This window comes from Hymenobacter persicinus, assembly GCF_004167665.1.
Classification (GTDB): domain Bacteria; phylum Bacteroidota; class Bacteroidia; order Cytophagales; family Hymenobacteraceae; genus Hymenobacter; species Hymenobacter persicinus.
The window spans coordinates 1-13,172 of sequence record NZ_SEWE01000013.1 but is presented as its reverse complement, the minus strand read 5'-3'; the positions used below and the strand labels follow the sequence as shown (position 1 = coordinate 13,172).

General features: G+C 60.6%; 13 protein-coding genes. 6 read left to right on the top strand and 7 right to left on the bottom strand.

The window, feature by feature from the left end; all coding sequences use genetic code 11:
• The first annotated feature begins 8 nt into the window (after positions 1–8).
• The 3 genes from EWM57_RS08165 (at position 9) to EWM57_RS08155 (ending at position 3,222) form a co-directional block, all read left to right on the top strand.
• The gene (locus EWM57_RS08165; RefSeq protein WP_129920650.1) at positions 9–1,961 is read left to right on the top strand and encodes an OmpA family protein; all 1,953 of its coding nucleotides are present in this window, start codon (positions 9–11) and stop codon (positions 1,959–1,961) included.
• A gap of 314 nt (positions 1,962–2,275) precedes the next feature.
• The gene (locus tag EWM57_RS08160) at positions 2,276–2,644 is read left to right on the top strand and encodes a hypothetical protein (RefSeq protein ID WP_129920649.1); all 369 of its coding nucleotides are present in this window, start codon (positions 2,276–2,278) and stop codon (positions 2,642–2,644) included.
• Between the two features lie 212 nt (positions 2,645–2,856).
• Positions 2,857–3,222, top strand: a complete 366-nt coding sequence (locus EWM57_RS08155; RefSeq protein ID WP_129920648.1) for a hypothetical protein — start codon at positions 2,857–2,859, stop codon at positions 3,220–3,222.
• A gap of 80 nt (positions 3,223–3,302) precedes the next feature.
• On the opposite strand, the gene EWM57_RS08150 is transcribed toward EWM57_RS08155, so the two are convergent.
• The 5 genes from EWM57_RS08150 to EWM57_RS08130 form a co-directional block, all read right to left on the bottom strand.
• Positions 3,303–4,589, bottom strand: a complete 1,287-nt coding sequence (locus EWM57_RS08150) for a citrate synthase (RefSeq protein WP_129920647.1) — start codon at positions 4,587–4,589, stop codon at positions 3,303–3,305.
• A gap of 200 nt (positions 4,590–4,789) precedes the next feature.
• Complete coding sequence (gene mnmE, locus EWM57_RS08145; protein WP_242510020.1) at positions 4,790–6,103, bottom strand: tRNA uridine-5-carboxymethylaminomethyl(34) synthesis GTPase MnmE; 1,314 nt, start codon at positions 6,101–6,103, stop codon at positions 4,790–4,792.
• A 177-nt stretch (positions 6,104–6,280) separates the two neighbouring features.
• Entirely contained in the window at positions 6,281–6,940 is a 660-nt protein-coding gene (locus EWM57_RS08140; protein ID WP_129920645.1) for a metal-dependent transcriptional regulator, read from the bottom strand.
• 156 nt (positions 6,941–7,096) lie between these two features.
• On the bottom strand, positions 7,097–8,107 hold the full coding sequence (locus EWM57_RS08135) for a 3-oxoacyl-ACP synthase III family protein (RefSeq protein ID WP_129920644.1): 1,011 nt from the start codon (positions 8,105–8,107) through the stop codon (positions 7,097–7,099).
• 99 nt (positions 8,108–8,206) lie between these two features.
• Positions 8,207–9,373: a glycosyltransferase gene (locus EWM57_RS08130; protein ID WP_129920643.1), complete on the bottom strand. Its 1,167-nt coding sequence runs from the start codon at positions 9,371–9,373 to the stop codon at positions 8,207–8,209.
• A gap of 107 nt (positions 9,374–9,480) precedes the next feature.
• Here EWM57_RS08130 and EWM57_RS08125 point away from each other — a divergent pair, with 107 nt between their 5' ends.
• Positions 9,481–10,299 carry a 2,3,4,5-tetrahydropyridine-2,6-dicarboxylate N-succinyltransferase gene (locus EWM57_RS08125; RefSeq protein WP_129920642.1) on the top strand — a complete coding sequence of 273 codons (819 nt, stop codon included), beginning with the start codon at positions 9,481–9,483 and terminating at the stop codon, positions 10,297–10,299.
• Positions 10,300–10,311: 12 nt separating this feature from the next.
• Positions 10,312–10,620 carry a YrhB domain-containing protein gene (locus EWM57_RS08120; RefSeq protein ID WP_129920641.1) on the top strand — a complete coding sequence of 103 codons (309 nt, stop codon included), beginning with the start codon at positions 10,312–10,314 and terminating at the stop codon, positions 10,618–10,620.
• Between the two features lie 66 nt (positions 10,621–10,686).
• Here the strand turns inward: EWM57_RS08120 and msrA are convergent, their stop codons facing one another.
• Entirely contained in the window at positions 10,687–11,226 is a 540-nt protein-coding gene (gene msrA / locus EWM57_RS08115; RefSeq protein WP_129920640.1) for a peptide-methionine (S)-S-oxide reductase MsrA, read from the bottom strand.
• Between the two features lie 464 nt (positions 11,227–11,690).
• Complete coding sequence (locus tag EWM57_RS08110; protein ID WP_129920639.1) at positions 11,691–12,581, bottom strand: 3-hydroxybutyryl-CoA dehydrogenase; 891 nt, start codon at positions 12,579–12,581, stop codon at positions 11,691–11,693.
• A 356-nt stretch (positions 12,582–12,937) separates the two neighbouring features.
• Between EWM57_RS08110 and EWM57_RS08105 the strand changes: the two genes are divergently transcribed.
• Positions 12,938–13,108 (top strand): lmo0937 family membrane protein, encoded by a 171-nt coding sequence (locus EWM57_RS08105; RefSeq protein WP_129920638.1) that lies wholly within the window; start codon positions 12,938–12,940, stop codon positions 13,106–13,108.
• Positions 13,109–13,172: the final 64 nt, after the last annotated feature.

Below are 13,172 nucleotides of genomic sequence, written 5' to 3'. Positions count from 1 at the left end.
CCCGCCCTATGCGCTGTTTGCTACTACTCCCCGTTGCTTTCGTCTCTCTCAGCGTGCTGTCCGCCGGTTCGGCAGTGGCTCAGAGCAAGCCGATTGCGAATACCAAAGCCCGCAACCTGTTTGAAAAAGCCAAGGAGCAGGCCAAGGACCGCAACTTCGACAAGGCCCTCGAAACCCTGACCCAGCTCAACGAAAAGTTTCCCTCGCTGGGGGAGCCCTACGTGCTCAAGGGCTCCCTGCTGAAGGCCATGGGCGAAAACCGCGGGGCCTTCGAAGCCTACCGCAGTGGCCTGAGCAAGATGCCCGTCGACCCGGCCCGGTCCCTGGACTACTACACCCTCGGCGACCTGGCCATGAGCTTCGGCGACTACGCCACGGCCGGCGACAATTACCGGCGCTATATCAAGACGGCCCCCAAGGGCCAACGGTTCGTGTTTCGGGCCCAGCGCCAGCTGCTCAACTGCGACTACGCCGTGAAAGCCATGGCTAACCCCGTGGGCGTGACTCCGGAGCGCCTCGGCGAACCGCTCAATACTTTCCGGTTTCAGTATTTCCCCGCCCTGACGGCCGACAACCGCTTCCTGCTCTACACGGCCCGGCCCACGGCCCAGAGTGACGAGGACCTCTACATTTCCAAGCAGAACAAGGACGGCTCCCTGGGCCAGCCGGTGCCCATTTCCACGGCCATCAACACGCCCTACAACGAAGGCGCGGGCACGATTTCCGGCGACGGCAAAACGCTGGTTTTTGCCTCATGCGACCGACCCAACGCCGTCGGCAACTGCGACCTGTACATCTCGCGGCGCACCGGCAACAACTGGAGCAAGCCCCAGAACCTGGGCCGCAACGTCAATTCCGTGGAGTGGGATTCCCAGCCCACGCTGTCGGCCGACGGCCGCACGCTGTACTTTACCTCCACGCGCCGGGGTGGTAAGGGTCAGGAAGATATCTACGTGACCACGCTGCAGCCCGACGGCACCTGGAGCCTGGCCCGCAACCTGGGCGAGCCGGTCAATACCCCGGGCAAGGACATGGCGCCCTTCATTCACGCCAGCGGCACCACGCTCTACTACGTCACCGACGGGCTCGTGGGCATGGGCGGCCTCGACGTGTACCGCTGCGAGCTGCAGGGCTCCGGCACCAGCAGCAAGTGGAGCGACCCGCAGAACCTGGGCTACCCGCTCAACACGTTCGAAAACGAAGCCTCGCTGTTTATTTCCTCCGACAACCGCCGCGGCTTCTGCTCCCGCTCCCGGGCCGCCGAGCCGGGCACCAAGTCGGAGCGGGAACGGCCGGTGGAGCTGTTTGCCTTCGAAGTGCCCCCGCCCGTGAAAGCCCGGGAAACCAGCACCTACACCCAGGGTCGGGTCTTCGATGCCATGACCAAAAAGCCCATCAAGGCCGATGTGCAGCTCTACGACCTGCTCACCGACGAGCTAACCCAGTTCGTGACCTCCGACCCCGAGGAAGGCGACTACACGGTGGTGCTCAACGAGGGCCGGCAGTACGCCATGTACGCCGCGGCCGACAAGTACCTGATGAAGAGCCTGAGCTTCGACTACTCCGATAAGCGCAGCTTCGACCCGCTCACGCTCGACATCTACCTCGAACCCCTGCGGGCCGGCCGCAGCATCGTGCTCAACAACCTGTTTTTTGACACCAACCAGTTTGACCTCAAGCCCAAGTCGCGCACGGAGCTGAACCGCCTGATTCAGTTTATGCGCCAGTACCAAGAGGTGGCGGTGGAAATATCCGGCCACACCGACGACGTGGGCGCCGATGCTGATAACATGACGTTGTCGCAGAACCGGGCCCGCTCGGTGTATAATTACCTTGTGGAGCACGGGGTGAAAGCCACGCGGCTGCGCTACAAAGGCTACGGCGAAACCAAGCCCCTGGGTGCCAACGACACCGAGCAGCACCGCCAGCAAAACCGCCGGATTGAGTTCCGCATTTTGTAAAGAGCCGGGTGTTTATCCCGCTCGAAGACCCGTTGCCATCCGGCAGCGGGTCTTTTTTTATTGCAGTATTTCTTTTTTCTGGGATTTTTAAAACGCTGATTCTGAGTGGGGGAGGGGCGATGTAAAAAAGCTTTAAAGTAGAATAGTTATAAAAAATCTTTTTATGTTTAAATAAAAGTATTATCTTTGGGTATTCTGATTCCTCAACGCCGCCCGGCAATCCTATTTCCTCCCTGTAGTAGGCCCACCCGGCAGCTTGCCATCAGACTACCAACCATTCGCTTTTCTCTTCCTTTTCACCAACCGTTCACACAATGAAAAAAGCCTACGTTTTCGCCTTTATGCTGCTTGGGTTGCAGGTTGCCGCACTGGCCGCCGACTCGGATGGGGGCACGGCCGCCATTCAGGCCCGCGCTACTGCCATGACCCGCTCCATGTCTAAGAAAGTGCAGCTGGACGAAGGGCAATACCTCAAGGTGAAGCTGCTCAACATTCGGATGCTCACCGAAGCCGAAGACCTCAAGACGCGCTTCGCTGCCGACCCCTCCATTATGGATCAACACCTGGCCGAAACCCAGATGCGCTATGAGATGGACCTTGCCTCCTTACTGCGGCCTAAGCAGGTAGCCATGTATCACCAGTCGCTGGAAACGATGACTGCCCTCGGCAGCACGCCCCGCTAAACTGCGCCTCGCATCCGGAAAAAAGCCCGCCTCACCGCGGGCTTTTTTGCTTGGCGACAATGCCCTCAGGATGCAGCAGCTATTAAAAGTATGTTGTCAGGTACATTGTAATTTATTTATAAAAAATATTGCTATTATATAATAGAATGCGTATTCTTATGTAGTAGTTCGCCCTGACTTTCCATCGTTTCACTCCAACCCACCACTGTTCTATGAAAAAGATCTACACCACCGCCTGTCTACTGCTCACGCTTGGGGCGCCGGTATTGCTGGCCCAGAATGTGGTGGCCAACGAGGCCGCCCTGCACAGCCGCGTGACGTCTCTGTCGCGGCGCATTGCCGAAACGGCCAAGCTCAGCGAAGGCCAGTACGTGCGGGTAAAGCGCCTGAATCTGGTGATGATGAGCGAGATGGAAACCATCAAAGCCCGCTTTGCCGCGGAGCCCGTCAAGATGGATGAGCAGCTTGCTGAGCTTCAAGCCCGCTACGACTGGGACCTGGCCGCCGTGCTCCAGCCCCGGCAGCTGGCCGCCTACAACGAAGCTAAAATCAGCACCGTGGCCGTTAATGCGCAGTAAATTTGACGTAAGCAGCACCCATCGTAAAAGAAAAAGCCCGCTCGTGAGCGGGCTTTTTCTTTTACGATGGCTAATTGAACCTAGCGCTTTTCGATGCTGACGTAGTCACGCTCCAGTTCGCCGGTGTAGATCTGACGCGGACGGCCGATAGGCTCCTTGTTCTCGCGCATCTCTTTCCACTGGGCAATCCAGCCGGGTAGGCGGCCCAGGGCAAACATCACCGTGAACATCTCGGTCGGAATGCCGATGGCGCGGTAGATGATGCCGGAATAGAAGTCGACGTTCGGATACAGCTTGCGCTCAACGAAATACGGGTCGGTGAGGGCGGCCTGCTCCAGCTCCTGGGCAATCTTGAGCAGCGGGTCGTCAATACCCAGGGCGGTCAAGACTTCGTCGGCAGCCTTTTTGATGATCTTGGCGCGGGGGTCAAAGTTCTTGTAGACGCGGTGACCGAAGCCCATCAGACGGAACGAGTCGTTCTTATCCTTGGCCTTGTCCACCCACTTCTGGGTGTTGCCGCCGTCTTTCTGGATGGCCTGCAGCATCTCCAACACTTCCTGGTTGGCGCCGCCGTGCAGTGGGCCCCACAGGGCGTTGATGCCGGCCGAAACCGAGCCGTAGAGGCTGGCGTTGGCCGAGCCCACCAGGCGTACGGTCGAGGTAGAGCAGTTTTGCTCGTGGTCGGCGTGCAGGATGAGCAGCTTGTTGAGGGCGCTGACCACCTTGGGGTTGATTTCATACTTCTCCGTGGGGAAGCTGAACATCATGTACAGGAAGTTGGAGCAGTAGTCGAGGTCGTTGCGCGGATAGTTCAGCGGGTGACCCATGTTGTTTTTGTAGGTCCAGGCCGCAATGGTGGAGATTTTGGCCATCAACCGGATAACGTTGAGGTCAATTTCCTCCTTGCTCAAGTCCGGCGACACGCTTTCGGGGTAGAAGGCGGTGAGCGAGCAGATCAGGCTGCTCAGAATGGCCATTGGGTGAGCGGCCGACGGGAAACCGTCGAAAATCTTGCGCACGTCTTCGTGCACCAGCGTGTGCTTGGTGATCTGGTCGCCGAAGTTGGCCAGCTCCGCCTGGGTGGGCAGCGTGCCGTAAATCAGCAGGTAGGCTACTTCCAGGAAGCTGGATTTCTCCGCGAGCTGCTCAATCGGGTAGCCGCGGTAGCGCAGAATACCTTCCTCGCCGTCGAGAAACGTGATGGCGCTTTTCGTGGCACCGGTGTTTTTGTAGCCCGAATCGAGGGTTACGTAACCGGTCTGGTCGCGCAGCTTGCCAATGTCGAATGCTTTTTCGTGTTCGGTACCTTCGATGACGGGCAGGGAATAGGACTTCCCGTCCAGGATCAATTCAGCAGACTCTGCCATAGGGGTTGGTTAGAGGGTGGTTGCGGGGCGAAACTAAAGAATTACCGGCAAGCCGGAAAAATTCCGGTGCGTTTCAACTCTATACTACAATTTCCCCCAGGGTGTTGTTTGAAAATGAGAAGGCTAAAAAACCGGTTTGCCGGGCGTAATGAGCGGCTTGCCGAGTAGTTTCGGGGGAAGTTAGCCGGCCCTGACAATGGTCATTTCCCGATGCAAAACTGCGTAAATATACTCGTCAGAAGGTCGTCGGACGAAATTTCACCGGTTATTTCGCCCAGCGCGGCCAACGCGTGACGCAGGTCGGCGGCTAAGAGCTCAGTGCCAGTGCCCTGGCCGAGGCCGGTGAGCACGCTGTCGAGGGCCTGACTGGTTTTTTCGAGGCTGCGGGCGTGGCGCAGGTTCGTGACGATGGTGGCCGAGCCGGTGCGGTCAAGTCCTTCGCCGCGCACCCGCCGCAGCAGTTCCTGCTGGAGCTCATCGAGGCCGTCGCCGCGGGAAGCGGCAATGAGCACCGTGTCGGGCAGGTCCTGAAAGGCCGTGATTTCCTCGTCCGAAGCCACGTCGCGCTTGTTGCCCACGGCCAGCATCGGAATCAGCCGGCCTGGGTTCAGCGCTTCAATTTCCGCTTGAACTTCCGCGGGGGTAGTGCTCGTTATATCAAATAGATACAACAGCAAAGCGGCCTGAGCTACCCGCTTCTTGGTGCGCTCCACGCCAATGGATTCGACCACGTCGGTGGTGTCGCGCAGGCCGGCCGTATCCACGAAGCGGAAGCGGATGCCCTCGATGCTGACCTCGTCCTCAATCAGGTCGCGGGTGGTGCCGGCAATGGCCGAGACGATGGCGCGCTCTTCGTTGAGCAGGGCATTGAGCAGGGTGGACTTGCCCGCGTTGGGCTTGCCGGCAATGACGGTGGTGACGCCGTTCTTGATGACGTTGCCCAGCTCGAAGGAGCGGAGCAGCCGACGAACCAGGGTCTGCACTTCCTGCAGCAGCGTTACCAGCCCGGTGCGGTCAGCAAATTCCACGTCTTCTTCCCCAAAGTCGAGCTCCAGCTCCAGCAGGGCCGCAAACTTCACCAGCTGGCCCCGCAGTTCGCGCAGCTCCTGGGAGAAGCCGCCCCGCATCTGCTGCAGCGCCACCTGGTGCGACAGGGCCGAGTCGGCGGCAATCAGGTCGGCCACGGCTTCGGCCTGGGCCAGGTCAAAGGCCCCGTGCAGGAAGGCACGCTTGGTAAACTCCCCGGCTTCGGCGAGGCGGGCGCCCCGGCGGGTGAGCAAAGCTAGAATCTGCTGGACGATGTAGTCGGAGCCGTGGCAGCTGATTTCGACCACGTCCTCGCGGGTGTAGGAGTGCGGCCCCCGAAACAAGGACACGACCACCTCGTCCAGAATGCGGTCCTGGTCGCGGATGGTGCCGAAGTGCAGGGTGTGGGAGGCTTGGTCGCGCAGGCGTTTGCCGGCAAATACGGCGTCGGTGAGGCTGATGGCTTCGGGGCCGGAGAGCCGCAGCATGGCAATGGCGCCGGCGCCGGGCGGCGTCGACAGCGCCACAATGGTATCGGAAAGCGCGAGAGGAAGCGGAAGGGCCACGGCAGCGGGAAAAAGTGAACGGGCCGCAAAGATAGAAAACGCCGCCGCAGGCCGGCCCGGAACCCCGCTCCTGCGGCATTAGAACGGCAGGCTCGCCGCTTAGCCCGCCACGAAAAGATTACGGCTTACTTCCGCCGAAATCAACGCCGTTCCGTTGTTGTTTACTTTGATTTCTAACGAGTTGTCAAACGATACCTTGTCCAGGACTTCAAGCTGCGCGCCCAGGCTTAGCCCGACCTTATCGAGGTACTGCAAGAACGGCGCGGAGGTGTTTTTGACGGCTACCACGGTGCCGCCGTCGCCGGGCTGCAGGTCGGCCACGAGGCGGTGGCGGGGCCGCAGGATGGCACCGTCCTCGGCCGGGATAGGGTCGCCGTGGGGGTCGAACTGGGGGAAGTCCAGGAACTCGTCGAGGCGGCGGATGAGTAGCGGGGACTGCAGGTGCTCCATTTCTTCGGCCACCTCGTGCACCTCGTCCCAGTTGAAGCCCAGCTTCTGCACCAAAAACACTTCCCAGAGCCGGTGTTTGCGAATGGTAAGCAGCGCCAGCCGCCGGCCTTCGTGGGTGAGCGACACGCCCCGGTAGCGTTGGTAGTGCAGCAATTCTTTCTCCCCAAGCCGGCGCAGCATATCGGTCACGGAGGCAGCCCGGGTCTGGAGGACCTCCGCAATGCGGTTGGTACTCACTTCCACGCCGGGCTCCGCTTCCGAGAGCTTGTAGATGGCCTTCAGGTAATTTTCCTCGGTGTAGCTAGGCAAAGCGGACGGATCGGTAACAAGGGTGAACAATGGGGCCGCTGCTGGGCGGAGGCCGGGGCAAATATTAGCAAAAAACGGGGCAGCGGAGCAACCTGCCCGCTACCCCGTTTTGAAAACCTGGTTGTCCGGCCAAAGCCGGAACTACTCAGCCAAGCACTACCACTTGATCAGCGCCGAGGCCCAGGTGAAGCCCGAGCCGAAGGCGGCCAGGCAAACCAGGTCGCCGCGCTTGATCTTGCCTTCGGCCACGGCCTCGCTCAGGGCAATGGGCACCGAGGCGGCCGTGGTGTTGCCGTAGCGCTGGATGTTGCTGTAGATCTTGTCGTCGGAGAGGCCCATCTTCTGCTGCACGTACTGAGTAATGCGCAAGTTGGCCTGGTGGGGAATCAGCATGTCGATGTCCTGGGGCTGCATGCCGTTCTGGTCGAGGGCCTCCTTGATAACCTGCGGGAAGCGCACCACGGCGTGCTTGAACACGTTCTGGCCGTTCATGTAGGGGTACATGTCGAGCTCATTGGCCACCACGTACTGCACCCGGTTGTTGCGGTTGGAGCCAGGCTCCTTTACAATCAGTTCCTCGGCGTGCTCACCCTGAGCGTGCAGGTGGGTGCTCAGAATGCCGTGCCCTTCGCGGGTGCTGGGGCGCAGTACCACGGCCCCGGCGCCGTCGCCGAAAATCACCGACACGCCCCGGCCGCGGGTGCTGATGTCGAGGCCCGACGAGTGAATTTCCGAGCCCACGACCAGCACCGTGTCGTACATACCGGTTTTGATGAACTGGTCGGCCATGCTCAGCGCGTAGACGAAGCCCGAGCACTGGTTGCGCACGTCGAAGGCTGGGATGGGCGCCTTGATGCCGAGTTCCCGCTGCAGCAGCACGCCCGAGCCGGGGAAGAAATAATCGGGGGACAGCGTGGCAAACACAATCATCTGCACGTCGTCGGGCTCGAGGCCGGCCATTTCCAGGGCCTTGCGAGCGGCGTTGGCGCCCATGTTGGCGGTGGTGTCTTTGCCTTCCTCAAACCAGCGCCGCTCCCGGATGCCGGTGCGTTCCTGAATCCACTCGTCGGTGGTTTCCATCAGGGTGGTGAGGTCGGCATTGGTCACAACCCGCTCGGGGACGTAATGACCGACGCCGGCAATTTCGGAATGTCGGAGGGTACTCATAAGAAAAGTGGGAATAGGCGGGAGAGAGAGCAGAAAAGGAGCCGAAGGTAGCAAAAAGCCCCGGCCGTTTTTTCTGTAACGGGGCGCAAAGGTCGGCAGTTACCCGATACTATCCAGGAATGCCCACAATTTTCTGCTTTCGGCGGCCCACAGCGCTTCCGCGGGTGGCCCCTGAGCGTAAAACCGGCCCCGGGAAAGCTGCTCGGTCAGCCCGGCCAGGTCCGCCGGCGCGTCGAAGCGCACCACCAGCCCCGCGCCGGCCGGCGCCACCAGCTGCTGCCAGAGGGCATTGGGCGGAATCAGCACGGGCAGGGCGTGGGCCAGGTATTCGTAGAGCTTGGTCGGGAGACAGCGCCAGGTGCTGGGGTGCGGCCGGTAGGGCAGCAGGCCCAAGTGACTGCGCCGGATTTCGGCCAGAATCCGCTGGTGCGGCACCGGGGCGGCGCCCCCGACCAGCGTAGCCGCGCCCCCAGCAGCCGCTAAGGCCTGCTCCAGGCGCCGCAGCTGGTCGGGCTGCTGGCAGTAGCCGATGATGGTCAGGTGAGCCTGGGGCCAGTATTGGCGCAGGCGAACCGTGAAGTCCAGGGCCTCAAACACGCCGTTCAGTTCCGAGATAGTGCCCGAGTAAAGTAGCCGCAGCGGCTCGGTGGGGCCGGGCAGGGGCTGGGCCGAAGTCGGCAGCACCTCGCCTGAAGCGGGTTGGTACTTGTTTTCCAGCACCACCACGCGGCCGGCGGGCAGCCGGGCCAGGAAGGGCAACTCCGTGGCGTAGCTTTGCTCGGCCAGAACCAGGCCGCTGGCCCGGCCGGCCGCCCGGGCTTCCACCCAGCGCAGCGCAGTGGCCAGCCCGCGCCGGGTCAGGCCCCCGTACACCTGCTGGGTGGTCACGTTTAGGGCGTAGTTTTCCCGTACGTCGTAGATAAACCGGCGCCGAGCGGGGCGCAGCCACTGCCAGAGCACGGTGAGCGGCAGCAGCTCCGGGGCGTGGACCACCACCAGGTCGGGCTGTAGACGGCCGAGCAGGCGCCAGTAGCGGGCCTGGGCGCCCAGCCGGGCCAGACTCAGGCGGGAGCCGTTCAGCAAAGGATGGGCGTGCAGGTTGGGTGGGGCCTCGGCCGAGGGTGGGGCCGCGCGGCCGGCCACGTGCACCTGCCAGCCGGGCCGCTGGGCCAGGGTGCGTCCGAACTTCTCGTGCATGCGCGTATCGTCCGTAGGCTTGAGCACGGAGGCCAGTAAAACGACGGTCGGAGCCTGAAGATGCGGCATTGTGGCCGCTAAGATGGTAAGTTTGCACTTCTTGGTTGGGCCGCCCGACTCCCGAAGTAGGTTTTTAGCCGGTCAGCAACCAGAAACCACCAACGAAAGACCAACCCATGACCAACCTGCAAGAACTCGTCGAAGCCGCCTGGGCCGACCGCAGCCTGCTCCAGCAAACCCGTACCACCGAGGCCATTCACGCCGTTATTGAGGAGCTCGACAAGGGCCGCCTGCGCGTGGCCGAGCCCACCGCCGACGGGCAGTGGCAGGTCAATGACTGGGTGAAGAAGGCCGTTATTCTCTACTTCCCGATTCAGCAGATGGAAACCATCGAGCTGAAGCCCTTCGAGTACCGCGACAAAATGCGCCTCAAAACCGACTATGCCGGCCAGGGTGTGCGGGTGGTGCCGCCGGCCACGGCTCGCTACGGCGCCTACCTGGCTCCCGGCGTGATTCTGATGCCGAGCTACGTGAACATCGGCGCCTGGGTGGGCGAGGGTACCATGGTCGACACCTGGGCCACGGTGGGCTCCTGCGCCCAGATTGGGTCCGGCGTGCACCTGAGCGGGGGCGTGGGCATCGGCGGCGTGCTGGAGCCCGTGCAGGCGGCTCCGGTGATTATCGAGGACGGCGCCTTCATCGGCTCGCGCAGCATCCTGGTCGAAGGCTGCCACGTGGGCAAGGAGGCCGTTATCGGCGCCGGCGTGACCATCACCGGCAGCACCAAGATCATCGACGTGACGGGAGAAGTGCCCGTGGAGTATAAAGGCTTCGTGCCGGCCCGCTCGGTGGTGATTCCCGGCTCCATCACCAAGACCGTCCCCGCCGGCGAGTACCAGGTGCCCTGCGCCCTGATCATCGGCCAGCGCAAGCCCAGCACGGACCTGAAAACCTCGCTCAACGACGCCCTGCGCGACTTCGGGGTGAGCGTGTAAACGCTGCAGAACATGCTCAGCTTTGAAGAAGCATACCTAATTGCTTTGTGTGAACTGGAAAAGCTGAATGCCAATTCCTATGGTGACCCGTATGCCGTAACGGATTGTGTACTTGTTGACAAGCATATTCTTACAAAGCCATACGGCTGGATCTTTGTCTACAATTCCAAGAGGTTTCTGGAAACGAAGGATATAGGCTACGGTCTGCTTGGCAATGCGCCATTCATCGTGAACAGATACGATGGGTCTGTTACAGTCACCAGTACTGCTCACGAACTCAAGCACTACTTGGCCGAATATGAGAAGGAGCACGGCTATTAGGCCGGTTTCCCCCAACAAAAAAGCCCGCTAACCAGCGGGCTTTTTTGTTAACAGCAATCCGGGCACTTACGCCACCGACTTCTTCAGCTTGTCGCCGAATACGGCTTTCACCTTGTCGACCTTGCTCTTGACCACGAACTGGCAGTAGGGCTGCGAGCCGTTGAGGTTGTAGTAGTTCTGGTGGTAGTTCTCGGCCGGGTAGAAGGCCTTGAGCGGCAGAATCTCGGTGGTAATGCCCCGCTCGAAGGCGCCGGCCTCGGTGAGCTTCTGCTTGTAGGCTTCGGCCAGGCGCTGCTGCTCCTCATTGTGGGTGTAGATGCCCGAGCGGTACTGGGTGCCCACGTCGTTGCCCTGCTGGTTGAGCGTGGTCGGGTCGTGGGTTTTCCAGAATACCTCCAGCAGCTCCTCGTAGCTGATAACCTTGGGGTCGTAGGTTACCTGAATCACCTCGTTGTGGCCGGTCAGACCGCTGCAAACTTCCTTGTAAGTTGGGTTGGCAATGCGTCCGCCGGTGTAGCCCGACACGACTTTCTCCACCCCGTTCAGATTCTGAAATACGGCTTCGGTGCACCAAAAGCAGCCGCCGCCAAATGTGGCTTGTTCCATTCTGTTATCTGCGAAAAGTGTAATTCGAAAGAGATACGCTTATAAGCGAATTTCCGGACTGAAGGTTTCCGGCGGAACCGTCAATCCGCTGCACCATCCGCCCCCGCCCAGGCGCCCAAATCCGGCCGGGACCAGCCTCGGCGCCCTTTGGTAAGTACAGCGGCCGGCCGGGACAAGTCTTGAGGCATTTTTGTAAGTGCTAAACCCCATCAACACAAGTCTCGAGGCGTTTTTACAAATGCTAAAGCCTGCCGAGACAAGTCCCGCAGCGTTTTGGTAAGTGTTGAAGCCCATCAGCACAAGTCCCGAAGCACTCGTGGGCTTCCCAAAGCCCGCCGAGACAAGTCCCGGGAGGGTTATTGCCTCCCGCCGGCCCCCGGCACTAGTCCCAAAGGCTTTGCGGGATGCAAAAAACCCTTCCCGACAACTCGGGAAGGGCTTGTGCTAAAGTTTGTGCTGCTGACTTACTTCTTGAACCGGTCGGCGACGATGAGGTCCTTGGTGCCGTGGCCCCAGGTGTAGAAGCCCTCGCCGGACTTCACGCCCAGGCGGCCGGCCGTCACCATGTTCACCAGCAGGGGGCAGGGGGCGTACTTGGGGTTGCCCAGGCCCTCGTGCAGCACCCGCAGGATGGCCAGGCACACGTCGAGGCCGATAAAGTCGGCCAGTTGCAGCGGGCCCATCGGGTGAGCCATGCCCAGCTTCATAACGGTATCAATTTCTTCCACGCCGGCCACGCCCTCAAACAGGGTGATGATGGCCTCGTTGATCATCGGCATCAGAATGCGGTTGGCCACGAAGCCCGGGTAGTCGTTTACCTCCGTGGGCGTTTTGCCCAGCTGCCGCGAAATGTCCATGATCTGGGTCGTCACGGCGTCGGAGGTGGCGTAGCCGCGAATCACCTCCACGAGCTTCATCACCGGCACCGGGTTCATAAAGTGCATGCCGATGACCTTGTCGGCCCGCTTGGTAACGGCGGCAATCTTGGTAATCGAAATGGAGGAGGTGTTGGAGGCCAGAATGGCATCCTGGGGGGCGTGCTGGTCCAGCTCGCGGAAAATCTGGAGCTTGAGCTCCACGTTCTCAGTGGCGGCTTCCACCACCAGGCCCACGCCCTGCACGCCTTCGGCAATGCTGGTAAAGGTGCGAATCCGACCCAGAGTAGCGGTTTTGTCGGCGTCGGTGAGGCCGCCTTTGGCTACCTGCCGGTCCAGGTTCTTGCCGATGGTACCTAAGGCTTTGTCGAGGGCGGGCTGGCTGATATCAATCAGGGCGACGGCAAAGCCGTGTTGGGCAAACACGTGGGCAATACCATTGCCCATGGTACCCGAGCCAATAACGGCAACGTTGATCATGCAGAGCGGAAAAAAGGAGGGTGGGAAAGAAAAAGCCGCTCCCGGTCCGGGGAAACGGAGTCGGCAGCGGCACAAAGCTAAGCCGAATTTCACGGGTGCCCAAGCTGCCGCTGGGCGCCAATCCCCGGGGCATGTAAAAAAAGTATAGGTGCAGAAAAGTGCTTTTGCAGGTCTTCAACGGGGTTTTAGGCGAGAAGCCCCCCGCGGAGTGCTAAATTTTTTTATTGAGATATATCCTTTTGAAAAGGCCCGCGTACAAAACCGCAAATCGCCTTACAGCGTGAATCCAACCAGATTCAACCGGCTTTAAAGTGATTTGTTTCTCTCTCCAGCTTTCCAACCAACCTCCAACCACCATGGGAAATCTGCTGTACATCATCGCCGTCATCCTGATTATCATCTGGGCCCTCGGCTTCTTCGGCGTACTCGGCGCAGGTCTGGCCGGCAATAATGTGATTCACATCCTGCTGGTTATCGCCATCATCGCCATCCTGCTGCGCGTTATCCGCGGCGGTCGGGTTGTCTAGCTCCGGCTAGTCTCCCAAAGTCTGTCTGAAAAACAAAAAAGCGGCTCCCCATTCCGGGGAGCCG